Origin of the sequence: Enterobacter cloacae (genome assembly GCF_011078175.1) — a bacterium.
Lineage (GTDB): Bacteria > Pseudomonadota > Gammaproteobacteria > Enterobacterales > Enterobacteriaceae > Enterobacter > Enterobacter cloacae_Q.
The window spans coordinates 76877-98863 of sequence record NZ_JAALCJ010000006.1 but is presented as its reverse complement, the minus strand read 5'-3'; the positions used below and the strand labels follow the sequence as shown (position 1 = coordinate 98863).

23 protein-coding genes are annotated in these 21987 nt (G+C 57.5%); 9 read left to right on the top strand and 14 right to left on the bottom strand.

The annotated features are described in order from the left end of the window. Positions 1-12: 12 nt before the first annotated feature. The 9 genes from G6Q29_RS14320 to hypA all read right to left on the bottom strand — a co-directional run bounded on the left by G6Q29_RS14320 (position 13) and on the right by hypA (position 8707). Positions 13-774, bottom strand: coding sequence for an ABC transporter ATP-binding protein (locus G6Q29_RS14320; protein ID WP_165466148.1), 762 nt, complete (start codon positions 772-774; stop codon positions 13-15). Then, entirely contained in the window at positions 774-1811 is a 1038-nt protein-coding gene (locus G6Q29_RS14315) for a FecCD family ABC transporter permease (RefSeq protein WP_165466147.1), read from the bottom strand. The genes G6Q29_RS14320 and G6Q29_RS14315 overlap by 1 nt, the downstream gene beginning before the upstream one ends. Then, the gene (locus G6Q29_RS14310) at positions 1811-2809 is read right to left on the bottom strand and encodes an ABC transporter substrate-binding protein (protein ID WP_165466146.1); all 999 of its coding nucleotides are present in this window, start codon (positions 2807-2809) and stop codon (positions 1811-1813) included. Before G6Q29_RS14310 ends, G6Q29_RS14315 begins: the two co-directional genes overlap by 1 nt. 150 nt (positions 2810-2959) lie before the next feature. Then, positions 2960-5032, bottom strand: a complete 2073-nt coding sequence (gene flhA / locus G6Q29_RS14305; protein ID WP_165466145.1) for a formate hydrogenlyase transcriptional activator FlhA — start codon at positions 5030-5032, stop codon at positions 2960-2962. A gap of 62 nt (positions 5033-5094) precedes the next feature. Then, positions 5095-6105: a hydrogenase expression/formation protein HypE gene (hypE, locus tag G6Q29_RS14300; protein ID WP_165466144.1), complete on the bottom strand. Its 1011-nt coding sequence runs from the start codon at positions 6103-6105 to the stop codon at positions 5095-5097. Next, positions 6102-7223 (bottom strand): hydrogenase formation protein HypD, encoded by a 1122-nt coding sequence (gene hypD, locus G6Q29_RS14295; RefSeq protein WP_165466143.1) that lies wholly within the window; start codon positions 7221-7223, stop codon positions 6102-6104. Before hypD ends, hypE begins: the two co-directional genes overlap by 4 nt. Positions 7224-7226: 3 nt before the next feature. Continuing rightward, positions 7227-7499, bottom strand: a complete 273-nt coding sequence (locus tag G6Q29_RS14290; protein WP_165466142.1) for a HypC/HybG/HupF family hydrogenase formation chaperone — start codon at positions 7497-7499, stop codon at positions 7227-7229. Next, positions 7490-8353, bottom strand: a complete 864-nt coding sequence (gene hypB / locus G6Q29_RS14285) for a hydrogenase nickel incorporation protein HypB (protein ID WP_165466141.1) — start codon at positions 8351-8353, stop codon at positions 7490-7492. The genes G6Q29_RS14290 and hypB overlap by 10 nt, the downstream gene beginning before the upstream one ends. Positions 8354-8356: 3 nt before the next feature. After that, positions 8357-8707 (bottom strand): hydrogenase maturation nickel metallochaperone HypA, encoded by a 351-nt coding sequence (gene hypA, locus G6Q29_RS14280; protein ID WP_165466140.1) that lies wholly within the window; start codon positions 8705-8707, stop codon positions 8357-8359. Positions 8708-8917: 210 nt separating this feature from the next. Here hypA and hycA point away from each other — a divergent pair, with 210 nt between their 5' ends. The 9 genes from hycA (at position 8918) to hycI (ending at position 16773) form a co-directional block, all read left to right on the top strand. Then, complete coding sequence (gene hycA / locus G6Q29_RS14275) at positions 8918-9382, top strand: formate hydrogenlyase regulator HycA (protein WP_165466139.1); 465 nt, start codon at positions 8918-8920, stop codon at positions 9380-9382. Between the two features lie 72 nt (positions 9383-9454). Continuing rightward, complete coding sequence (locus G6Q29_RS14270) at positions 9455-10063, top strand: 4Fe-4S dicluster domain-containing protein (RefSeq protein WP_017692772.1); 609 nt, start codon at positions 9455-9457, stop codon at positions 10061-10063. Continuing rightward, complete coding sequence (gene hycC, locus G6Q29_RS14265) at positions 10060-11874, top strand: formate hydrogenlyase subunit 3 (RefSeq protein WP_165466138.1); 1815 nt, start codon at positions 10060-10062, stop codon at positions 11872-11874. The genes G6Q29_RS14270 and hycC overlap by 4 nt, the downstream gene beginning before the upstream one ends. 1 nt (position 11875) lies before the next feature. Next, positions 11876-12799: a respiratory chain complex I subunit 1 family protein gene (locus G6Q29_RS14260; protein WP_165466137.1), complete on the top strand. Its 924-nt coding sequence runs from the start codon at positions 11876-11878 to the stop codon at positions 12797-12799. 15 nt (positions 12800-12814) lie between these two features. Next, complete coding sequence (gene hycE / locus G6Q29_RS14255) at positions 12815-14524, top strand: formate hydrogenlyase subunit HycE (RefSeq protein WP_165466136.1); 1710 nt, start codon at positions 12815-12817, stop codon at positions 14522-14524. Between the two features lie 84 nt (positions 14525-14608). Beyond that, complete coding sequence (locus G6Q29_RS14250) at positions 14609-15151, top strand: formate hydrogenlyase complex iron-sulfur subunit (protein ID WP_165466135.1); 543 nt, start codon at positions 14609-14611, stop codon at positions 15149-15151. Continuing rightward, complete coding sequence (locus tag G6Q29_RS14245; protein ID WP_165466134.1) at positions 15151-15918, top strand: NADH-quinone oxidoreductase subunit B family protein; 768 nt, start codon at positions 15151-15153, stop codon at positions 15916-15918. Before G6Q29_RS14250 ends, G6Q29_RS14245 begins: the two co-directional genes overlap by 1 nt. Beyond that, on the top strand, positions 15915-16325 hold the full coding sequence (locus tag G6Q29_RS14240) for a formate hydrogenlyase maturation HycH family protein (protein ID WP_165466133.1): 411 nt from the start codon (positions 15915-15917) through the stop codon (positions 16323-16325). The genes G6Q29_RS14245 and G6Q29_RS14240 overlap by 4 nt, the downstream gene beginning before the upstream one ends. Continuing rightward, entirely contained in the window at positions 16318-16773 is a 456-nt protein-coding gene (gene hycI, locus G6Q29_RS14235; RefSeq protein ID WP_165466132.1) for a hydrogenase maturation peptidase HycI, read from the top strand. The genes G6Q29_RS14240 and hycI overlap by 8 nt, the downstream gene beginning before the upstream one ends. A 117-nt stretch (positions 16774-16890) precedes the next feature. Here hycI and G6Q29_RS14230 read toward each other — a convergent pair whose 3' ends face one another. From G6Q29_RS14230 to ascF, 5 genes are all read right to left on the bottom strand, one after another. Further along, entirely contained in the window at positions 16891-17370 is a 480-nt protein-coding gene (locus G6Q29_RS14230) for an Hcp family type VI secretion system effector (protein ID WP_165466131.1), read from the bottom strand. Between the two features lies 1 nt (position 17371). Beyond that, entirely contained in the window at positions 17372-17578 is a 207-nt protein-coding gene (locus G6Q29_RS14225) for a hypothetical protein (RefSeq protein WP_165466130.1), read from the bottom strand. After that, a complete protein-coding gene (locus G6Q29_RS14220; protein WP_165466129.1) occupies positions 17575-18282 on the bottom strand; it encodes a hypothetical protein in 708 nt (235 codons plus the stop codon). The genes G6Q29_RS14225 and G6Q29_RS14220 overlap by 4 nt, the downstream gene beginning before the upstream one ends. 682 nt (positions 18283-18964) lie before the next feature. Then, complete coding sequence (locus tag G6Q29_RS14215) at positions 18965-20389, bottom strand: 6-phospho-beta-glucosidase (protein ID WP_165466128.1); 1425 nt, start codon at positions 20387-20389, stop codon at positions 18965-18967. An 18-nt stretch (positions 20390-20407) separates the two neighbouring features. Continuing rightward, entirely contained in the window at positions 20408-21859 is a 1452-nt protein-coding gene (gene ascF / locus G6Q29_RS14210) for a PTS cellobiose/arbutin/salicin transporter subunit IIBC (protein ID WP_165466127.1), read from the bottom strand. Between the last annotated feature and the right edge of the window lie 128 nt (positions 21860-21987).

Genomic DNA, 21987 nt, shown 5'->3' with positions numbered 1-21987 from the left:
TTTAACGCATCCCTATACGATAAAATGGATATGCTTTTTGCCGTGATACGGCGAGGTCTCGATTCTGGTTTTCACTCTGAAGACGTCCCAGAGTAACTCCTCGGATAAGATTTCCTGCGGCGTTCCTGTCGCCACAATCTGCCCTTGCTGCATCACAATCAGCGAGTCGCAGAACATGGACGCGTGGTTAAGATCGTGAATAGCGACGATGCTGGTCACCGGCAGCTCACTGATGAGGTGCATCAGTTGCATTTGATGATGAATGTCCAGATGGTTGGTTGGTTCATCCAGCAGGATCTCGGTGGGCGTTTGCGCCAGCGCGCGGGCGATATGTACCCGCTGACGCTCGCCGCCGGATAAGCTCAGCCAGCCCTGTTCGCTGCGATCCAGCATATCCACGCGTTGCAGGGCGGCGGTGACGGTTTCGTCATCCTGCGCGCTCCAGTTCGAGAAGGGAGAATGGTGCGGAATACGCCCCAGTTTGACCACGTCGCGCACGCGCATATTGGCGTCGGTCATTCCGTGCTGTTCAACAAACGCCACGCGGCGCGCCAGCTGCTTTTTGGCAATGCGGGCAATGTTCTTTCCATCCAGCGTCACGCACCCGGCATCCGGGCGACGCAGGCCCGCCAGAATGCGCAACAGCGAAGATTTACCGCAGCCATTAGGGCCAAGCAGACCCACCGTTTCGCCCCGCGCCACCTTTAGCGACACGTTATTAACGATGACTTTTTTGCCTACCTTCCAGGTAATTTTGTCGGCGCAGATGCTCATCACTTATTCCTTGAGCGGTAGATGATCACGGCGAAGAAAGGTACGCCCACCAGTGCGGTAACGACGCCAACCGGCAGGCTTTGCGGGGCAATCAGCATCCGCGAGGCAATGTCGGCCAGCACCATCAGGATCGCCCCTGCCAGCGCACTGGCTATCAGCAGCGTGCGGTGCAGCGGTCCAAACAGGAAACGCATGATGTGTGGAACGACCAGCCCGACAAAACCAATAGACCCCGCCATACTGACGATGGTCGCGGTGATCAGAGCGGTGGTGGTGAACAAGGCAAGGCGCACCCAGGGCACGGCAATGCCCAACGAGGCGGCGGCATCATCACCAAAGGTAAAGGCGTCCAGCGCGCGGGAATAATAAAGACAGATGGCCAGCCCCGTCAGCACCACTACCAGCGCCAGCTGGAATTCAGGCCAGCGTACGCCGCTAAAGCTGCCAAGCAGCCAGAACATTACGTCGCGTGCCTGTTGTGCGCTGGCAGAGGTGCTGATGGTATAGGCGGTAATGGCGTTAAACAACTGGGAGGCCGCCACGCCCGCCAGGATCGTGCGTTCATTGCCGCCGCGCGCACCGTTGGTCAGGAAGGCGACGAAGGCAAACGCTGCAAAAGCACCGGCAAAGGCGCCGGCAGAGAGTGACACCGCGCCGGTGCCAATCCCCAATACGACGACCGACACCGCTCCGGTTGAGGCACCCGCCGACACGCCGAGCACGTAAGGTTCCGCCAGCGCGTTCTTCAGCAGGCTTTGCAGCACGGCCCCGCAGATGGCTAAACCGGCTCCGCAGCAGGCCGCCACCAGCGCGCGGCTGAGACGAAAGTCCCAGATGACACTTTCATAGATACGGTTAAGCGGAACGTCGCTCAGCCCCAGCTTATTGCCAATTGCGTAAAAGACGTTTGAAAGCGGAATCGACAGCTCACCGACGCTCACGCCAAGGCCAATCACCAGAAACAGCAGAACGACGGCAAGCAGAACAGAGGTGGTCAGAAACAGGCCCTGTCGGGCCTGAAGTACGGCTGCCGTCATCAGTTCAGTCCCAGTTTTCTGAGCTGTTCACCGACCTGCTCGGCACCGTAAAGTGTGCGAATCGTCGGGTTCATAGCCTGGCCGTCCATCACGACGATATGGCCTTTTTTGACAGCATCAAGCTGGCTGACAGCGGGATCGCTTTTCAGGAATTTGATTTTTTCTTCCGCGTTGTCCAATGCCCAGCGGTTACGATCCAGGCTGGAAACCACAATCACGTCCGGATTAGCGGCAATAATGCTTTCCCAACCCACGGTCGGCCATTCGGTCTCTGAAGTAATGGCATTATGGCCGCCCAGCACGTTAGCAATAAAGCCGGAGGCGCTGTTTTTGCCGCCTACATAGGCATCAGCCGAAGGCGAGGAGCTTGAGAACCAGAAAACAAAGGAGAGGTCTTGTTTGTTTTTGCCAAATTCCTGACGCAGGTCGGCTTCACGTTTTTTGAAATCAGCGATAACGGCCTGGCCGCGCGCTTCCACGTTGAAAATCTTCGCGAAATCTTCAATCTCTTTATAAAGGTAGGTCATGTCCCACAGCGTCTGACGGCTGCCGTACATGTCCCCTGCGGCTTTTTTAGTGGCGCACATCCCCGGGGATAAATAGCTGTTTACGCCAACGGTGGCCAGGTCTTCGCGTTTTGCGACCTTACTTTCCGGCCCGAGCAGCAGCGGCAGCTGTGCAGGAACAAAATCAGGGTTTTGCGCAAGGATGGATTCAAGCGTCGGAATTTCGACGGTCAGAGTTTTGATTTTTGCATTCTGCTCAGCCAGCTGCGGCAATACTTTGGTCGGCCAGAAGGCGCTGGCTTTCACCTTATCTTCCAGACCCAGCAGAAGCAGGATCTCGACGGTATTCTGACCCAGGGCCACAACGCGTTCCGGCGCTTTGGTAAATGTCTCTTTATACCCGCAGTTTTCTATCGTGAGCGGATACGTGGTAGCCAGAGCGGTGCTCATTGATACAACGGCCAGGCCTAACGCGCAGAGAACCTTTTTCATTAAACGCTACCCTTCATTAAAATTATTTTGATGCAAATGAAACGCATTATTAAGGCGGAATTTTATACAGAGGAAAATATATTGTGTCAACGTGGGACAATTAACCAGCGTGATGAAAGGCGGCGCCCTATACGGCGCCGGAAGAATGGGTTAAAGCAGGCTCTCTTTATCGATTCCCAGACGCTTCATGCGCGAGAGCAGGGTGGTACGCTTCAGCCCCAGGCGTTGCGCTGCGCCTTTCGGTCCGGCGACCACGCCGTTGGTCTCCTTCAGCACTCGCATTATGAGCTGATATTCATCTTCTCCCTCTTTCGCAAGCTCGGTTGCGGCCACGGTCGTTTCAGTGAGCGCAACCTCTGGCAGGGAGAGCTGGAGCACGTTCCCGCGCGTCAGCAGGACCGCGCGCTCAATGACGTTTTCCAGCTCGCGTACGTTCCCCGGCCACTCCATCGCCGAGAGAATGCGTAGCGTGTCGGCAGGAATACTGTCGATATTCCGTCCCATCCGGCGTGCAATTTTCGCGGTAAAGGCTTTCACCAGCAGCGGAATATCTTCCGGGCGCTCGCGCAGCGGCGGCAGGCAGATCGGGAAGACGTTCAGGCGATAGTAAAGATCGCTGCGAAACTCGCGGTCGGCGACCATTTTTTTCAGATCGCGGTTGGTGGCGGCAATCAGACGCACGTCGGTCTGGATCAGCTTGTTGCTGCCGAGGCGCTCAAATTCCTGCTCCTGCAAAACGCGCAGCAGCTTGGGCTGAAGCTCCAGCGGCATATCGCCCACTTCGTCGAGGAATAATGAGCTTTTATCCGCCAGTTCAAAACGGCCCAGACGCTGGCTGCTGGCGCCGGTAAAGGCGCCGCGCTCGTGGCCGAACAGGTCGCTTTCCAGTAACCCCGCAGGCATCGCCGCGCAGTTCATCTTCACCATCCGCCGGCTGTTGCGGTTGCTCAGGTTGTGGATCGCCCGGGCAATGAGCTCCTTTCCTGTACCGGTTTCACCCAGGATCAGCACCGTGCTGTCGCTCTGCGCCACCATTTCCACCTGCTTGAGAACGCTGTACATGGCATCGCTGCGCCCGATGATTTCGCCAAACTCGCTGTCCACGTTGTTGAGCTGTTCGGTCAGCGCCAGGTTTTCGTCCACCAGCCGCTCTTTCAGGCGGTGTATCTCCTGATAGGCGAGGGCGTTATCCAACGCAATGGAGATACGCTCGGCGATCTGGCGCAGCAGCTTCAGGTTGGCGGTGGTAAAGACGGCTTCATCGCACTGCGCCAGTTTGAGCACGCCGAGCATGGTGTTGCCGGACATCAGCGGCAGCAGGCAGAGGGTCTGGATCTTATTGCCCCAGGTGTTGAACAGCATCCGCTCGTAGGGGGCTACCGGATCCTGTTCATTGAGATTGAGCAGCAGGATCTCTTTGCTTTTAAATACCCGCTCGGACAGCGTTCCGGCTTCGTCCACTTCGCTCTGCTCGTGGGCCGGGTTAGCTTCATCAAGATAGTGGGTGGAGTAGATGTTCAGCTTGCCTTTCCGGTTGCCGCGTAGCGCAATGCTGATGGCATCGATTTTGAAATAGTGGTGGATCTCTTTTGACACTTCGCTGACCAGCTCGTCCATGTCCAGGCGGGAGAGCACGGCGTTGGTGATGGCAACCAGAATGCGGAAGTTATCGCGCTCGCGGCTCAGCAGGTCGTAATCCACGTTATTGGTGACGCGGCTTTGGATCTGCTCTGCGACAACGGCCACAATCTGGGTAAAGGTGTGCAGGCGTTCGTACTCCGCCTCGCTCCAGGGCTGGTCGGTATCCCGGATAAACTCGCAGCCGCCAAAAATTTGCCCTTCCACCGCCAGCGGCAGCATGCTGTAGTGGCCGAACGGGTGGTAAATGTTGCATTCTGCCAGCTTCGGCCAGGCCTGACGAAACTGGTCAAAATTGCAGTGCAGCGCTTCCGGGCGGGAGAGAATACGCCGCACCGGACCGTGGGCCAGAAACGTTTCATCTTCATATTCGACGATTTTGCCGTTATCACGCGTTGAGAAATAGCTCGCGCGGTGGGTTGCGCTATGCCAGAGCACAATGGCGGCGCTGTCCGCCAGCGCTGATTGCCTGACCAGCCGCGTCAGAGCATCGCTCAGCGCGCCGAGATCGGGCTGTTGTAAAAGTGTGCGCGTGATGTCAAACAGGCCCTGCTGTCCAAGATCGCTCATCGGTGTATACGGCATTGTTGCTTTCCAATAGAAACTGGCAAAAAGAGACATTCAGCACTGACCGCTTTTGGCGCGGTCTAGCAAATTCGGGGTAACGGTTCAGCGTGCGGCAGATCCAGCGTGCGCTTCACGCCGTAAAGCCCGGTCAGGCGCACCCCTTTGCGCTCAACCACGTCGCCGATGATGGCCGCGTCTTCCCCTAGAGGATGCGCGCGCAGCTCAGCAAGTACGGCTTCCGCCGCCGCGCGTTCCACGCCGATCACCAGCTTGCCTTCGTTGGCAAAGTTAAGCGGGTCTAGCCCTAATAGCTCGCACAGCCCGCGTACGGCGGGCTTAACGGGCAGGCCGCGCTCGGTCAGCTCAATCCCGTAGCCGCTGCTTGCGGCAAATTCGTGTACCACGGCATTCACGCCGCCTCGCGTGGCGTCGCGCAGGGCTTTTACGCCCGGCATGTCGCGCAGCGTCTGGATCAGCGGCGTGAGTACCGCGCAGTCACTGCGCAGTTCGCCATCCAGCCCCAGGCCTTCACGCAGGTTCAGGATGGTTGCCCCGTGGCAGCCCAGCGTGCCGCTGACAATCAGCACGTCTCCTGCGCAAAGCTGCTGTGCGCCCCAGTGAATGTCGGCAGGTATCGCCCCCATTCCGGCGGTGTTAATGAAAAGCTTATCCGCCGCGCCGCGCTGCACCACCTTGGTATCCCCGGTGACGATAGCGATCCCCGCCTCGCGGGCAGCGTGCGCCATGCTGTTGACCACCGCCGTGAGCGTTTCCATTGGTAACCCTTCTTCGAGGATAAACCCGCAGGAGAGGTAGCGGGGGATTGCGCCGCTGACGGCCACGTCGTTTGCCGTGCCGCAGACGGCGAGCTTGCCGATATCGCCGCCCGGGAAGAACAGCGGGTCAATCACATAGCTGTCGGTGGAGAACGCCAGCCTGTCACCGTGTGCGGTGAGGGTTGAGAGCGCGATGCGCGCCTGATCTTCCTGCTCGGCGAGCCAGGGGTTGTTAAAGGCTTCCATAAACAGCTGGTTAATCAGCTGCTGCATTGCCTGTCCACCGCTTCCGTGCGCCATTTCCACCGTGTTCATGCTTCACACTCCTGGTTGCGATAGTGATACCACGCGGCGCATGCCCCTTCGGAAGAGACCATCAGCGCGCCAAACGCGGTTTGCGGGTTACAGGCGTTGCCAAATAACGGGCAGTGATGAGGTTTGCACTTGCCGGTGAGTACGTCGCCACAGCGGGCGCGGGGATCGTCGCACACCTGCTGCGGCTGCGGTCGGAAATGCGCTTCGGCGTCGAAGGCGCGATACGCGGGCGTCAGGTGTACGCCGGATTCGGCAATCAGCCCAAGTCCGCGCCACTCGCTGTCGCCTTCGACGCTAAACACGTCGGCTATTGCCTGCTGCGCCCGTCTGTTACCTGCGTCGGGCACCACGCGGCGATACTGATTTTCCACCGCACTCAGGGCCGCTATTTTCTGCTCAACCAGCATGGCCACGCCTTGCAGTAGATCAAGTGGCTCGAAACCAGCCACCACTAACGGACGATTGTACTGTTCAGCGATAAAACCGTAGGCTTCTGTGCCGATCACCATGCTGACGTGACCCGGCGCCAGAAACGCGTCGATACCGTTATCCGGCGCTTCAAGCAGGCTGCGCAGCGTGGGAATAAGCGTGATGTGCTGGCAGAAAAAGTAAAAGTTAGTGACGTTGCGGGCTTTCGCCTGCTGGAGGGTAATAGCGGTGGCGGGCATGGTGGTTTCAAAACCCAGCCCGAAAAAAACGACCTTACGCTCAGGATTGGCTATCGCCAGCGTCAGGGCATCCATCGGTGAGTAGACGATCCGCACGTCCGCGCCGCGCGCCTTCGCCTGGAGCAGCGAGCCATTTTTTCCCGGCACGCGCATGGCGTCGCCAAAGGTGCAAAAAATCACACCGGGGCGGCTGGCGATGTCGAGACAGCTGTCGATGCGCCCCATCGGCAGCACGCACACCGGGCAGCCGGGGCCGTGGATAAACTCAATGTTCTCCGGCAGCAGCTGGTCGAGGCCAAATTTAAAGATAGCGTGGGTGTGTCCGCCGCACACCTCCATGATCCGCAGCGGTTTTTCTTTCGTGTAGTCCAGCAGGGACGCGCGGGTTTTCAGGCGATCGATAAGCTGCAACACCTGCTCAGGCGCGCGATATTCATCAACGTAACGCATGTGTTATCGTTCCTCTCCATACAGCAGGGCGCCCACGTCCGGCTCGACGTCGAACATATTCTGTAGCGCGTCCAGCGTGTCGCGGGCCTCTTCCTCATTAATCACGCTCATGGCAAAACCCACGTGGACCAGCACCCACTGGCCGAGACGCGGTGCGCCGCGCTTATCATGGCTGCCCACCAGCGTCAGATCGACATCGCGCAGGATGCCGCAGACCTCCACTTTGGCCTGATTGCCGTCGATGGAATGAATTTGTCCGGGGACGCCTATGCACATCGTTCGTTCTCCAGCCAGTTAAGCCAGGCGTCCATCCCGTCGCCGCGCGTGGCGGAAATCAGCAGGATCCCAATGTCCGGGTTCACTTCCCGGGCATATGCAAGGCACTTATCCACGTCGAAATTCAGGTACGGCAGGAGGTCGACCTTGTTCAGCAGCATGAGGGAGGCGGCGGCAAACATATGCGGATATTTCAGCGGCTTGTCTTCCCCTTCGGTCACGGAGAGCACCGCCACTTTATGCCGCTCGCCGAGGTCGAAGCTTGCCGGGCAGACCAGGTTGCCGACGTTTTCAATAAACAGGATGCCGTTATTCGCCAGCGGCAGGCGCGGGACGGCGTCGGCAATCATCTGCGCGTCCAGGTGGCATCCTTTCCCGGTGTTGACCTGAATGGCCGGCGTACCGGTTTCGCGGATGCGCGCGGCGTCGTTTACCGTTTGCTGGTCGCCTTCGATAACGGCGCAGGAGACCTGTTCGTTTAGACGCTTAAGGGTTTCGGTTAGCAGCGTGGTTTTGCCGGAGCCGGGGCTGGAGACCAGGTTCAACACCAGCTGTTCGCGCGCGGCAAAGCGGGCGCGATTGCGGGCGGCGAGCTGGTTATTTTTGTCCAGCACGTTGATCTCCACCTCCAGCATCTGGCGCTGGCTGATGCCCGGCGCGTGCGTACCCGCTTCGCCGTGGCCGTAATGCAGGTCGCCCGCGTCGGAACGCTGCGGCGCAAAAGTGATGCCGGTCAGTGCCGCCGCGGGACGCGGGGCAGGGGAAAAGGGCGCGGAGCGAAACGCGGAGTGGGGACGATGTTCATCCCCTTCTATATACAGGTTGCCTTCAGCGCAACCGCAGGTACTACACATACTTTACTCCTTCTCGATTTCGAGGCGTTGGATCTGCATACCGTCATCCGCCACGATGCGCAGCCCGCTGCTTTGGCACTGCGGACAGCGCTGCACCTTCGATGACAGCAGCGTGACGTACTCCTGACACTGCCCGCACCAGCACTCTGCCTGCTGCTCGTCGATATGCAGCTCGCAGCCTTCCGCCAGCGTGCCGCGGCACACCAGCTCAAAACAGAAGGTGAGGGCGCGGGTCTCGACGCAGGAAAACGCTCCGACCTTCAGCCAGACGCCGGTGACGCGTTTCGCGTGGTTTTGCACTGCCTGCTGTTCGATAAGTTCCAGTGCCCGCTGGCAGAGGGTGATTTCGTGCATGACGCCTCCTTAATGAATTGCCCCTTCAATGCAATAACAGTGCCAGCTTGATTTGCGTTACGGCGTGACGATGTCAACGCTGTCGAAATGACACGTCGACACCGCGGCGGTGACAGTACACATCTCTTTAAAAGTCATCTAAATCAATGAATTAAAAACTGGCACGAAATCTGCTTAACAGCCGCTAACTCCATTAACCGGATACCTTTTATGACTATTTGGGAAATTAGCGAAAAAGCGGATTACATCGCGCAACGTCATCAGCAGCTTCAGGATCAGTGGCACCTTTACTGCAACACTCTGACTCAGGGGATCACCCTGTCAAAAGCCCGCCTGCACCATGCCATGAGCTGCGCGGCGCAGGGGGACATGCGCTTTGTGTTGTTTGGTCACTTCACGATTTTTGTCACCCTGGCGGAGAGCTTCAACAGCCACACCATTGAGTATTACGTTGAGACAAAAGAAGGTGAAAAACAGCGTATTGCGAAAGCTCAACTGATGGCCGACGGCATGGTGGACGGTCACGTCAGCAACCGCGATCGCCAGCAGGTGCTGGAGCACTATCTGGAGAAAATCGCGCCGGTTTATAACGGCCTCTACGCCGCCGTTGAGCACGATCGGCCGATCAACCTGAAACAGCTGATCGACGGAAAATCCTCCGCGAACGTAGCGTGAAAAGCGAGTGTCGAGAAGTGTCGATAAGACAGTTTTTTTCGTCAAAAATGACCATCACCAGAGGATGACCCGGTGAACCGTTTTGTAATTGCTGACTCGACGGTCTGTATTGGCTGTCGGACCTGTGAGGCGGCGTGCTCGGAAACGCACCGCCTGCACGGGCTACAGTCGATGCCGCGTCTGCGCGTCATGCGTAATGAGAAAGAGTCTGCTCCGCAGCTCTGTCACCACTGTGAAGACGCCCCGTGCGCGGGCGTTTGTCCTGTCAATGCCATCACGCGCGTTGACGGCGCGGTACAGCTGAACGAAAGCCTGTGCGTGAGCTGCAAGCTGTGCGGCATAGCCTGTCCGTTCGGTGCCATTGAGTTTTCCGGCAGCCGTCCGCTGCATATTCCGGCGAATGCCAATACCCCAAAAGCGCCGCCTGCGCCACCGGCTCCGGCACGCGTGAGCACGCTGCTGGACTGGGTGCCGGGCATTCGCGCCGTTGCGGTGAAGTGCGACCTGTGCAGCTTCGATGAGCAGGGTCCGGCCTGCGTGCGGACCTGCCCGACCCGGGCGCTGGTCCTGGTCAACATCCGCGACATCGCTCGCACCAGCAAACGCAAGCGCGAGCTAACCATCAATACCGACGTCGGCGATCTTTCGCTACTGCGGGCGCTTAACGAGGGGGCGAAATGAACGCGATAGTGATGATGACCAGCGGCGTGGCCTGGTTTGCCGCCGCCGCTGTCCTTGCGCTGCTCCTCTCCTTCCATAAAACGCTGAGCGGCGCGATCGCCGGTATCGGCGGGGCGGTCGGCAGCCTGATGACGCTGGCGGCGGGCGGCGTTGTCCTGATCGACGGCCAATCCGTCGACACCCTTATCCCGCTAATACACCACGCCGTTGAGCTTACGCCGCTGAACGCCATCTGGCTGATAACCTTTGGCCTGTGCGGGCTGTTTATCAGCCTGTTTAATATCGACTGGCACCGCCATCAGCACACCAAAGCCAACGGCCTGCTGGTTAACCTGTTGATGGCCGCCGCGGTCTGTACCGTTGTCGCCAGCAACCTCGGCGCGCTGGTGGTGATGGCTGAAATCATGGCCCTGTGCGGCATGTTCCTGACCGGATGCAGCGCCTCCGGCAAGCTGTGGTTTGCGCTCGGACGTCTCGGCACGCTGCTGCTGGCGCTGGCCTGCTGGCTGGTGTGGCAGCGTTTCGGCACCCTTGATTTTGCCGCGCTTAACGGACAAATGCTGGGCAATGACGTCTGGCTGTTGGGCGTAGCCGGTTTTGGCCTGCTGTCCGGGATTATCCCACTGCACGGCTGGGTGCCGCAGGCGCATGCCAATGCCTCAGCCCCGGCCGCTGCGCTGTTCTCCACCGTGGTGATGAAGGTCGGTCTGTTCGGCATCCTGACGATAACCCTGACGGGCGGTCAGCCGCCGCTGTGGTGGGGCGTAGCGCTGCTGATTGCGGGGATGATCACCGCATTTGTCGGCGGGCTGTACGCACTGATGGAGCACAACATCCAGCGTCTGCTGGCGTACCACACCCTGGAGAACATCGGGATTATCTTGCTCGGCATCGGCGCGGGCGTCACCGGGCTGGCGCTCAGCCAGCCGACGCTGATTGCCGCCGGGTTTATTGGCGGCCTGTATCACCTTATCAACCACAGCCTGTTTAAAAGCACCCTGTTCCTCGGCGCGGGCAGCGTCTGGTTCCGCACCGGGCACCGCGATATTGAAAAGCTCGGCGGGATTAGCAAAAAAATGCCCGTCATTTCGCTGGCGATGCTGGTCGGGCTGATGGCGATGGCCGCGCTGCCGCCGCTGAACGGCTTTGCCGGGGAGTGGGTTATCTATCAGTCCTTCTTCGCGCTCGGCCAGAGCGAGGCGTTTATCGGGCGTTTACTCGGCCCGCTGCTGGCGGTGGGTCTGGCAATTACCGGGGCACTGGCGGTGATGTGTATGGCGAAGGTTTACGGCGTCACCTTCCTGGGCGCGCCGCGCACCCGCGAAGCGGAAAACGCCTGCTGCGCCCCGGCACTGATGGCCACCAGCGTGGTCGCGCTGGCGCTGTGCTGTATCGCGGGCGGGGTTGCCGCGCCGTGGCTGCTGCCGCTGCTGGGCCACGCCATTCCGCTGCCGCTGGTTACGGCGCATACCGTCGTTTCCCAGCCGATGATGGCGCTGCTGCTGATTGCCGCGCCGCTCCTGCCGTTCGTACTGATGCTGTTCTTCAGACGCGACCGTCTCGCCTCCCGCTCGCGCGGCGCGGCGTGGGCCTGCGGCTACGAACACGAGCAGTCGATGGTCATCACCGCCCACGGTTTCGCCATGCCGGTGAAGGAGAACTTTGCCGCCGTGCTGAAGCTGCGCCACTGGCTGAACCCGGTGGGCTGGGTGCCGGGCTGGCAGGGGGCCGCCGTGCCCGTGCTGTTCCGCCGTCTGGCGCTGATCGAGCTGGCGGTGCTGGTGGTGATTGTCATTTCACGAGGAGCCTGACATGAGTCTGTTACTGGCAATTCTTCAGGCGCTGGTGTTGTTCGCCGCCGCGCCGCTGCTGTCGGGCATTACGCGCGTGGCGCGCGCCCGGCTGCACAATCGTCGCGGGCCTGGCGTGCTCCAGGAGTACCGCGATCTCTTCAAGCTACTCTCCCGTCAGAGCGTCGCGCCGGATGCCGCAGGCTGGGCGTTCCGCCTGACGCCGTTCGTGATGGTCGGCGTGATGCTGACCATCGCCACCGCGCTGCCCGTCGTCACGGTGGGCTCACCCCTGCCCGTGCTTGGCGATCTGATTACGTTGATCTACCTCTTCGCCATCGCGCGTTTCTTCTTTGCGATTGCGGGTCTCGACACCGGCAGCCCGTTTACCGGCATTGGGGCCAGCCGCGAGGCGATGCTCGGCGTGCTGGTTGAGCCGATTCTGCTGCTGGGGCTGTGGGTGGCCGCGCAGGTTGCAGGCTCGACCCACATCAGTTTCATCACCGACACCGTTTACCACTGGCCGGTTTCACGTTCGCTCCCGCTGGTGCTGGCGCTCTGCGCCTGCGCGTTCGCTACGTTTATCGAGATGGGCAAGCTGCCGTTCGATCTCGCGGAAGCGGAGCAGGAATTACAGGAGGGACCACTTACCGAGTACAGCGGCTACGGCTTTGCGGTGCTGAAGTGGGGCATCAGCCTCAAGCAGCTGGTGGTGTTGCAGATGTTCGTCGGCGTTTTCTTCCCGTGGGGGCAGATGACGCACTTCTCTGCGGGCGGACTGCTGCTGGCCGTGGTGGTGGCTGTGCTCAAGCTGCTTATCGGCGTGCTGGTGATTGCTCTGTTTGAAAACAGCATGGCGCGCCTGCGTTTTGTCGAAACGTCACGCATTACCTGGGCCGGTTTTGGTTTTGCATTTTTAGCGTTCGTCTCCTTGCTGGTGGCGTGATTAAAGAGAGTGTTTATGTCTGAAGAAAAGAAAGGTCAGCAGTATCTCGCCGCGTTGCATCAGGCTTTCCCGGGCGTGGTGCTGGAGGAGTCCTGGCAAACCAAAGACCAGATCACCGTCACCATTAAGGTGAACTCTCTGCCGGAAGTGGTGGAGTTTCTCTACTACCAGCAGGGCGGCTGGCTGTCGGTGCTGTTCGGTAACGACGAGCGCCAGCTGTGCGGCAATTATGCGGTGTACTACGTGATGTCGATGGAGCAGGGCGAGAAGTGCTGGCTTACCGTGCGCGTCGAGGTCGACCCGAACAAGCCGGAATACCCGTCCGTAACGCCGCGCGTTCCTGCCGCCGTATGGGGTGAGCGCGAGGTGCGCGACATGTACGGCCTGGTGCCGGTCGGCCTGCCGGACGAGCGTCGTCTGGTGCTGCCGGACGACTGGCCGGATGAACTCTACCCGCTGCGCAAGGACAGCATGGACTACCGCCAGCGCCCGGCCCCGACCACCGACAGCGAAACCTACGAGTTCATCAACGAGCTGGGCAGCAAAAAGAATAACGTGGTGCCGATTGGCCCGCTGCACGTTACCTCCGACGAACCGGGCCACTTCCGCCTGTTCGTTGACGGTGAAAACATCATCGACGCCGACTACCGCCTGTTCTACGTCCACCGCGGCATGGAGAAGCTGGCGGAGACCCGCATGGGCTACAACGAAGTCACGTTCCTCTCTGACCGCGTGTGCGGCATCTGCGGCTTCGCCCACAGCACCGCCTACACCACCTCGGTAGAGAACGGCATGGGGATCGTGGTGCCGGAACGCGCGCAGATGATCCGCGCCATTCTGCTGGAGGTGGAGCGTCTGCACTCACACCTGCTGAACCTCGGCCTGGCCTGTCACTTCGTCGGCTTTGACTCCGGGTTTATGCAGTTCTTCCGCGTGCGCGAAGCATCAATGAAGATGGCGGAGATCCTCACCGGGGCGCGTAAAACCTATGGGCTGAACCTGATCGGCGGGATCCGCCGCGACCTGCTGAAAGACGACATGATCCAGACCCGCCAGCTGGCGCAGCAGATGCGCCGCGACGTGCAGGAGCTGGTAGACATGCTGCTCAGCACGCCCAACATTGAGCAGCGCACCGTCGGCATCGGCCGTCTTGACCCGGAAATTGCCCGTGACTTCAGCAACGTCGGCCCGATGGTACGCGCCAGCGGCCACGCCCGCGACACCCGCGCCGATCACCCGTTCGTCGGCTATGGCCTGCTGCCGATGACCGTGCACAGCGAGCAGGGCTGCGACGTCATCTCGCGCCTGAAGGTGCGCATCAACGAGGTGTTCACCGCGCTGAACATGATCGACTTCGGTCTGGACAACCTGCCAGGCGGCCCGCTGATGGTGGAAGGCTTTACCTACATTCCAAACCGCTTTGCCCTCGGCTTTGCCGAAGCACCGCGCGGGGACGATATCCACTGGAGCATGACCGGCGACAACCAGAAGCTCTACCGCTGGCGCTGCCGCGCGGCGACCTACGCCAACTGGCCAACCCTGCGCTACATGCTGCGCGGTAACACCGTCTCTGACGCGCCGCTGATCATCGGCAGCCTTGACCCGTGCTACTCCTGCACCGACCGCATGACCGTCGTGGACGTGCGCAAGAAGAAAAGCCAGGTGGTGCCGTACAAAGAGCTTGAGCGCTACAGCATCGAGCGTAAGAACTCGCCGCTGAAATAGTTGATGTAGTGCGGTCTGATGCCCTCACCCTGGCCCTCTACCACAGGGAAAGGGAAGCGGAGCCGCACGAAAGCAGGAGCAAACATGTTTACCTTTATCAAAAAAGCGATCAAAACCGGCGTACAGACCAGCAGTTATCCGCTGGAGCCGATCCCGGTGGATAAAAATTTTCGCGGCAAGCCGGAGCATAACCCGCAGCAGTGCATCGGCTGCGCGGCCTGCGTCAACGCCTGCCCGTCGAATGCCTTAACGGTGGAAACGGACCTGAAAACCGGCGAGCTGGCCTGGCAGTTTAACCTCGGGCGCTGCATCTTTTGCGGGCGCTGCGAGGAGGTCTGCCCGACGGTCGCCATTCGCCTGTCTCAGGAGTACGAGCTGGCGGTGTGGAAAAAAGAGGACTTCCTCCAGCAATCGCGCTTTGCGCTGTGCAACTGCCGCGTCTGCAAGCGTCCGTTCGCCGTGCAAAAAGAGATCGACTACGTCATCGCGCTGCTGAAGCACAACGGCGACGTCCGCGCGGAGCATCACCGTGAAAGCTTCGAAACCTGCCCGGAGTGCAAGCGTCAGAAATGCCTGCTGCCGTCTGACCGCATCGATTTAACCCGCCATATGAGAGAGGCCAGCTGATGGAAAACTTACTCGGCCCGCGTGACGCTAACGGCATTCCGGTGCCGCTGACGGTGGAGGAGTCCATCGCCAGCATGAAGGCATCGCTGTTGAAAAAAATCAAACGCTCGGCCTACGTCTATCGCGTGGACTGCGGTGGCTGCAACGGCTGCGAGATCGAAATCTTCGCCACCCTGTCGCCGCTGTTTGACGCCGAACGCTTCGGCATCAAAGTGGTGCCGTCCCCGCGCCACGCGGATATTCTTCTGTTCACCGGCGCGGTCACCCGCGCGATGCGCTCGCCTGCGCTGCGCGCCTGGCAGTCTGCGCCGGATCCAAAAATCTGCATCTCCTACGGCGCCTGCGGCAACAGCGGCGGCATCTTCCACGATCTTTACTGCGTCTGGGGCGGTACCGACAAAATCGTGCCGGTAGACGTTTACATCCCGGGCTGCCCGCCGACGCCCGCCGCCACGCTGTACGGCTTCGCGATGGCGCTCGGGCTGCTGGAGCAGAAGATTCACGCCCGCGAGCCGGGTGAGATCGACAACCAGCCTGCGGCCATTCTGCACCCGGACATGGTGCAGCCCCTGCGGGTGAAGGTCGACCGCACGGCGCGCAGGCTGGCAGGCTACCGCTACGGACGTCAGATTGCCGATGATTATCTGCGCCTGCTGAGTCAGGGCGACCATCAGGTGGCACGCTGGCTGGAAGCGGAAAACGATCCGCGTCTCAATGAGATCGTGGCGAACCTGAACAGTATTGTGGACGAGGCGCGTATCCGATGAGTGAAACGGTGGTGTTCAGCCAGCTGAGCCGTAAGTTTATTGATGAGAACGACGCCACGCCGGATGCGGCGCAGCAGGTGGTCTATTACAGTCTGGCGATTGGGCACCACCTCGGGGTAATCGACTGCCTTGAAACGGCGCTAAGCTGCCCGTGGCCCGAGTACCTGGCGTGGATCGCCACGCTTGAAGAGGGCAGCACGGCGCGGCGCAAAATGGAGGGCGTGCCGAAGTACGGTGAGATCGTTATCGACGCCAACCATATCACGATGCTCGCTAATGCCTTTGACGCTGCGCTGAGCGTACAAACCCCGGGGCAGCAGGCGTGGAGCAAAACGCTGCTCGGCATGCTGCACGATATTCATCAGGAGAGCGCCATCTACCTGATGGTAAGGAGATTACGTGACTGACGTTTTACTGTGTGTCGGCAACAGCATGATGGGCGACGACGGCGCGGGCCCGCTGTTGGCAGAGCTATGCGCGGCAAACCCGCCGGGCGGCTGGATAGTGATTGACGGTGGTAGCTCGCCGGAAAATGACGTGGTCGCCATTCGCGAACTGCGCCCTGACAGGCTATTAATTGTCGATGCTACCGATATGGGGCTCAACCCCGGCGAGCTCCGCCTGATTGACCCGGACGACATTGCCGAGATGTTTATGATGACGACCCACAATATGCCGCTGAATTACCTCGTGGATCAGATCAAGGATGACGTGGGCGAGGTGCTGTTTTTGGGGATTCAGCCGGATATTGTTGGGTTTTATTATCCGATGACGCCGCCGGTAAAAGAGGCGGTGGACGTGGTTTATTCACGGCTTGAAGGGTGGGTTGGGGACGGGGGTTTTTCTCCGCTCTGAGCAGTGCCGGGTGGCGACTTCGCCTTACCCGTCCTACCAAACCCATCACCTCTTCCCGTGGAGAGGGAACGGGTTTAGGGATGACAATCAAAAAAGGGACACATTAGCGTCCCTTTTTTATGCTACTGCTCTTTCATTCCAGGTATCTTTAAACATTATGTTCCCATCACAATATTTCCATTCGATTGACTCATAACGAATTTCAACTTCCTCCATATGTTTGCTTGCCACTCCCAGAGGAAATAATACGGGAGAGATTCTTGTTATTTTTACATTTTCCAGAGTTATGTTAAAATATTCTATCTCTATTCCTGCTTCATTAATCCTGTACATTTTTATTACAGCTTCTTTGAATGTTCTGCCAGTGCATACCCCTCTGAATAAATATGGAGTGATGCGATCAATTTCTTTTTCAAATGTGATAGGGACATGAAGGCGCGTTCCCGTAAGCTTCCCTGTATTATGATCTGTGGGGATCCATACAGAATGATTGAACGATTTAAGCTCAGTTGAGCCCAATCGTGTCGGCATTAAACATTCACCAATTAAAGGTGAATTATTTTCATCTGTAAGCCAAATATGTGCTGGTATAGACATGTTATTTTTTCCTTTCATAAAACATCGAAAAATACAAAACAACTACAACAATTAACCCAACTACTCTCATTGCGACTATTGGGTCATTTATGGTTTTTACAGGAATAAGTGATAATAAAATTATAGCAACTACCGTATAAAATCCTTTCAGCTGTTGCTTGAAATCCTCAAAAATAAGCCTAAATATTTCTTTTAATAATTTTTTCATCGACCAGCCATTTTTTTTAAAGCATCTATTACATCACTATTTGAAGCTGTGCTTATATTCAAATAACCTGCTTTCATAACCATTGGCTCTATTAAGAAATACATCATTTCCAGATTTTCGATATACAATGCATGATAAAACTGTGGGAGGAAATGTTCTAGATTATCTGCACTCATGGCAGCATTTTGAACAATCCCATATGTGCTAAGTGCAAATAGTCCCGTTGTAGTTCGCCCAGCTACTTTTTTCATAATCACACTTCTTATACCTGCATTCATTGCATTGCCGTAACATATGTACTTAACAACTCCGTAAATTAATGCTAATTTTGAGACTTGTATAACTGAATAGTGTGTTGTAGGTGGCACAACTTGTCTAAGAATAATGTTTCTTTCACTTTCATTTTTATTCTTAAGTAACGTCTGAACATATATTAATATCAACCTGAAAATTATATTTCTATGCTTAATAAGTTCATACAAACCTAGTAAAAAACGCTTATCTTCATTTGCAAGCCGTTTACAAACATCTTTATAATTTTCTGTAAAGCAAGAAGTGTAATAAAGTGCTCTCGTTGCACCATCACCGAGATTATTTACATATTCGACAAATCCATCTTTCACACCAGCCATAGCCTTATCTAATCTCACGGCTAATTCTTTGTCGGTTCCAATTTTTTTAATAATATCTTCACTGTAATACATAATGTTTTCCTGTGATTTGATACGTTGATCATCTTATACGTTTTGCTTTGTTGAAAGTGATCACGCTCTCAATTCTTGTAAATAGTAAAAAAGCCACCTTCATATTATCTAAATAATATAGGTGGCTTTAAATGATTAAGCTGGTGAATGTAGTGTTTAATTAATTGCTGTTCATTATTTCTTTCAGATTACTTTCACATTTCAAAAGCGCTTCCAGATTTTCCTCGCGTGTGTGTTGATAAACGTAATTGAGAACAGCCCAAGCATCATATGAAGTGATTTTTTTCGCAAATTTTGTTTCCGGCAGAAGACTGCTCCCTGGGATTGTGACGCGCAGAGTTTTACAATGGTGGTATGTGCGTTTACCAGAAGCAGTAAAATCGGTCTTGTGGGTCTCAAACAGATCTGCAAGCGTACCGCTTTTTTTAGTAACTCTGATCACATCTGAACATGACAAAGGCTTTCGAACTTCTCAAGCGCGCTGCTGACAGTCATTGCCGGGTATTCAACTGGCGTCTGAAATTTTGCTATTTTCCCTACGAAATGGCGATAGACGAATGTTTTACGCCCAGACGGATAGATGCGCACCCCGACCCGTCCTGCGCTTCGTTAGCCGCTTGCATGATAAGCTATGTAAGCGGCGGCTTTAGGGGAAATAAAGGGCCGGGGTGAGGGTAACAGGCTACGCCAGATCCCCTCCATTACTCGCAATCACCTTCTTATACCACCAGAATGATTTCTTGCGCTTGCGATCCAGCGTGCCGTTCCCCGCATCGTCGCGATCAACGTATACGAACCCGTAGCGTTTGCTCATTTCACCGGTAGACGCTGAAACCAGGTCGATACAGCCCCAGGTGGTGTAGCCCATCAGCGGCACGCCGTCCTCAATCGCATCGCCCATCGCGCGGATATGCTCGCGCAGATAGCTGATGCGGTAGTCGTCGTTAATCTCACCGTTTTCATCAATGACATCTTTCGCACCCAGGCCGTTTTCTACCAGGAACAGCGGCTTCTGGTAACGGTCGTACATCATGTTCATGGTGATGCGCAGGCCGAGCGGGTCAATGCCCCAGCCCCATTCGCTCACCTGAATGTGCGGATTACGCAGGGACTTCACGATGTTTGCCGCGCTGGTGTTGCCCGCGTTCATATCCGCCGACGCGCAGCGCGAGGCGTAATAGCTGAACGAGACAAAATCGACGGTGTTTTTCAGCAGCTCGTCATCGCCGGGGTCTTTGACAATGACCACGCCTTTCTCACGGAACACGCGTGCAGAGTAGGCCGGATAGCGGCCGCGTGCCTGCACGTCGATAAAGAACAGGTTCTCGCGGTCTTTCTCCAGCGCCATCCACACGTCTTCCGGTTTGCAGGAGTACGGATAGAAGTTACCGCCCGCCAGCATGCAGCCCACCTGGTTTTCCGGGTTCACCTCGTGGGCAATTTTGGTCGCCAGCGCGCTCGCCACCAGCTCGTGGTGCGCGGCCTGGTATTTCACCTGGTCTTCGTTTTCGCCATCCTCAAACACCAGCCCTGCACCGGAAAACGGGCTGTGCAGCATGATGTTGATTTCGTTAAAAGTAAGCCAGTATTTTACCAGCCCGTTAAACGCCTCGAAGCAGGTGCGGGCGTAGCGGGCGAAGAAATCCACCATCTTACGGTTGCGCCAGGAGCCGTACTCCGTCACCAGGTGCATCGGCACGTCGAAGTGGCAGAGGGTGACAAGCGGCTCGATGTTGTATTTTTTGCACTCCTCGAACACCGCGCGGTAGAAGGCAATGCCTTCCTGATTCGGCAGCGGTTCGTCGCCGTTCGGGTAGAGGCGGCTCCAGGCAATCGAGGTGCGGAACACCGTAAAGCCCATCTCCGCCATCAGGGCGATGTCTTCTTTGTAGCGATGGTAAAAATCAATCGCCTCGTGGCTCGGGTAGAATTCGTCGTCCCGCAACGAAAACCGTTTTTCCTTGCCGACTTTTACCGCCAGACGGTTTGCGCCGTGGGGGATCATATCGACCGTCGTCAGTCCTTTGCCGCCTTCACGGTAAGCCCCTTCACTCTGGTTGGCGGCAAGCGCGCCGCCCCATAAAAATCCTTGTGGAAAAACAGACATTCTTACCTCGCTTTCAGTTTATGCTTCTGCTGCTTTGTTCTGTACCGGTGCGGTTTGTAGGGCGCGCGCTTTTTCGGCTTCGTCTTCTACCGGGATATCCTCAAACCCTAACAGCAGGGTCAGTACAAATGACAGCACCACCGCCAGCCCCATCACGCCAAACACCCAGACGATGGTCATCGGGTTGGCCGGATCGAAGAACTGCACGCTGGTGAACAGCCCCGGCGCCGCCATCGAGTGGCTGGCAAGGCCTGCCATGCCGGCCACCGCACCGCAGATAAAGCCGCTGATCAGGCTCGCAATCAACGGACGCTTCAGGCGTACCGCCACGCCGTACAGGGCCGGTTCAGAGATCCCCGCCATGATGGCGGAGGCCGCCGCGGCCAGCGCCGTCTGGCGCAGCTCCGGGTTTTTCGTTTTCCACGCCACCGCCAGCGATGAGCCGCCGAGCGACAGATTGGCGCCGATTTCCGAGGGCATAACCATCCCTTCTTTGCCCGTTTCGGCAATGGTCTGGATGATGGTTGGGGTAAACACGCGGTGCATGCCGGTCATCACCAGCAGCGGCCACAGCGCGCCCATAATGGCGACGGAGAGCCAGCCCAGATAGCCGTGGATGGTGTAGACCAACGCGGAGATGGCGCTGCCAATCCAGATCCCGAGCGGACCTATCAGCACAATGGCGAGCGGGGCGGCAATCAGCACGATCAGCATCGGCTTCAGGAAGTTTTTGGTCACCGCCGGGGTGATGCGATCCACCCAGCGTTCGATATACGACAGGCACCAGGTCATCACCAGGGCGGGGATAACGGTGTAGGTGTATTTCACCGCCGTGACCGGAATTAAAGCAAATTCTACATGCTCGCCCTGCGCCGCTTTCGCCATCAGCTCAATAAAGCTCGGGTGTACCAGTACCCCCGCGATGGCGATAGCCAGCGACATGTTGGTTTTGAACTTCACCGCCGCGGACGCCGCGACCATCAGCGGCAGGAAGAAGAACGCGCCGTCGCCGATAACGGTCAGGATCGTCAGCGTCGGGTCGCCTTTGCCCAGCACGCCGGTCATCTCAAGGATCATCGCCAGCAGCTTGACCATCGACCCGCCGATGATCGCCGGGATCAGCGGAGACATGGTGCCGATCAGCGCGTCGAGGATCCCGGCGCCAATCCGGCGCAGCGTGAGCTTCTGGGGACCTTCCGGTACGGCAGGTTGCAGGTTAGCGGGAAGCAGGCTTACCACTTCACGGTACGCCTGGGAGACGGTGTTGCCGATGATAACCTGGCACTGGTTGTCGTTGCGCACCACGCCGAGCACGCCGCTGATGCTTTTCAGACGTGCAGCGTCGGTGAGGCTTTCGTCTTTCAGAACGAAGCGCAGGCGCGTCATGCAGTGGGTGACGGCGACGATGTTCTCTTTGCCGCCCAGCGCGCTAACGACGTCGGTCGCCAGCGCAGCGTAATTTTTTGCCATCGGATGTGATCCTGTTATCGTTGTGAGAAGTGTAGGAAACCGGTTTCACATAATCATTATGAGTTTCTACTGATGAAACAAGATCGCTTTGCGTACATTTTTTCGTTTCGTGATGCAGATCGCGTAGG

What these genes read in the sequence shown, in the direction of transcription:
- ascF (WP_165466127.1), bottom strand. Translation starts at nt 21,859, where the DNA reads ATGGCAAAAAATTACGCTGCGCTGGCGACCGACGTCGTTAGCGCGCTG.
- hypE (WP_165466144.1), bottom strand. Translation starts at nt 6,105, where the DNA reads ATGAACACGGTGGAAATGGCGCACGGAAGCGGTGGACAGGCAATGCAG.
- G6Q29_RS14240 (WP_165466133.1), top strand. Translation starts at nt 15,915, where the DNA reads ATGAGTGAAACGGTGGTGTTCAGCCAGCTGAGCCGTAAGTTTATTGAT.
- G6Q29_RS14315 (WP_165466147.1), bottom strand. Translation starts at nt 1,811, where the DNA reads ATGACGGCAGCCGTACTTCAGGCCCGACAGGGCCTGTTTCTGACCACC.
- G6Q29_RS14220 (WP_165466129.1), bottom strand. Translation starts at nt 18,282, where the DNA reads ATGTATTACAGTGAAGATATTATTAAAAAAATTGGAACCGACAAAGAA.
- G6Q29_RS14310 (WP_165466146.1), bottom strand. Translation starts at nt 2,809, where the DNA reads ATGAAAAAGGTTCTCTGCGCGTTAGGCCTGGCCGTTGTATCAATGAGC.
- hycE (WP_165466136.1), top strand. Translation starts at nt 12,815, where the DNA reads ATGTCTGAAGAAAAGAAAGGTCAGCAGTATCTCGCCGCGTTGCATCAG.
- G6Q29_RS14225 (WP_165466130.1), bottom strand. Translation starts at nt 17,578, where the DNA reads ATGAAAAAATTATTAAAAGAAATATTTAGGCTTATTTTTGAGGATTTC.
- G6Q29_RS14290 (WP_165466142.1), bottom strand. Translation starts at nt 7,499, where the DNA reads ATGTGCATAGGCGTCCCCGGACAAATTCATTCCATCGACGGCAATCAG.
- G6Q29_RS14250 (WP_165466135.1), top strand. Translation starts at nt 14,609, where the DNA reads ATGTTTACCTTTATCAAAAAAGCGATCAAAACCGGCGTACAGACCAGC.
- G6Q29_RS14230 (WP_165466131.1), bottom strand. Translation starts at nt 17,370, where the DNA reads ATGTCTATACCAGCACATATTTGGCTTACAGATGAAAATAATTCACCT.
- hypA (WP_165466140.1), bottom strand. Translation starts at nt 8,707, where the DNA reads ATGCACGAAATCACCCTCTGCCAGCGGGCACTGGAACTTATCGAACAG.
- hypD (WP_165466143.1), bottom strand. Translation starts at nt 7,223, where the DNA reads ATGCGTTACGTTGATGAATATCGCGCGCCTGAGCAGGTGTTGCAGCTT.
- G6Q29_RS14215 (WP_165466128.1), bottom strand. Translation starts at nt 20,389, where the DNA reads ATGTCTGTTTTTCCACAAGGATTTTTATGGGGCGGCGCGCTTGCCGCC.
- G6Q29_RS14260 (WP_165466137.1), top strand. Translation starts at nt 11,876, where the DNA reads ATGAGTCTGTTACTGGCAATTCTTCAGGCGCTGGTGTTGTTCGCCGCC.
- hypB (WP_165466141.1), bottom strand. Translation starts at nt 8,353, where the DNA reads ATGTGTAGTACCTGCGGTTGCGCTGAAGGCAACCTGTATATAGAAGGG.
- hycA (WP_165466139.1), top strand. Translation starts at nt 8,918, where the DNA reads ATGACTATTTGGGAAATTAGCGAAAAAGCGGATTACATCGCGCAACGT.
- G6Q29_RS14320 (WP_165466148.1), bottom strand. Translation starts at nt 774, where the DNA reads ATGAGCATCTGCGCCGACAAAATTACCTGGAAGGTAGGCAAAAAAGTC.
- hycC (WP_165466138.1), top strand. Translation starts at nt 10,060, where the DNA reads ATGAACGCGATAGTGATGATGACCAGCGGCGTGGCCTGGTTTGCCGCC.
- flhA (WP_165466145.1), bottom strand. Translation starts at nt 5,032, where the DNA reads ATGCCGTATACACCGATGAGCGATCTTGGACAGCAGGGCCTGTTTGAC.
- G6Q29_RS14245 (WP_165466134.1), top strand. Translation starts at nt 15,151, where the DNA reads ATGGAAAACTTACTCGGCCCGCGTGACGCTAACGGCATTCCGGTGCCG.